This is a genomic window from Erwinia sp. MYb416 (genome assembly GCF_037479575.1).
GTDB classification, from domain to species: domain Bacteria; phylum Pseudomonadota; class Gammaproteobacteria; order Enterobacterales; family Enterobacteriaceae; genus Erwinia; species Erwinia rhapontici.
In genome coordinates, this window is the sequence record NZ_JBBGYT010000196.1 from 1 (window position 1) to 501 (window position 501).

The window sequence follows — 501 nt, forward strand, 5'->3', positions numbered from 1 at the left end:
TGTCACAGGCTAAATGCATTAGAATAAGTTTAGGTGTCGAAACCATTGAAACTGCGGTTGCAGAAAGTAATCTGCCAAAAATGAAAACGATGGCATTGAGAAAGATTGAGGACGTTTCAGCTCTCTGTCGGGATCATCATATTGAATTGAACTGTTTCATCATGATGGGCTTACCCGGGGATAGTATTGATGGATTGAAACGCACTATTCAATATATACACGACAATAACGCACGTTATCGACCAACAATATTCACCAGTTATCACGAAATTACTGATGATATGACGGTTGAGGATATCTCACTTTACAACAGACAACTTTTCTCAACCCGGGACTATCCTGATGCTCAGGAAATGGAATATTACAGATTGTTCCACGGTTACGAATATAAAAAAGTCACTACTGTTGATGATAATATTCCTGTCAGTACCCGGTAATTAAATACGATACACATTTTTCTGGAGTTAAAATTCAGTGCACACATTATCAGTTTCCCCGGGC

Annotated in this window: 1 protein-coding gene; it reads left to right on the top strand. The window is 38.7% G+C overall.

Going from position 1 to position 501, the window contains the following annotated elements:
- The coding region (locus WH277_RS01850) for a hypothetical protein (protein ID WP_339504063.1) at nucleotides 1–437 on the top strand (437 nt) is incomplete at its 5' end.
- Nucleotides 438–501: the final 64 nt, after the last annotated feature.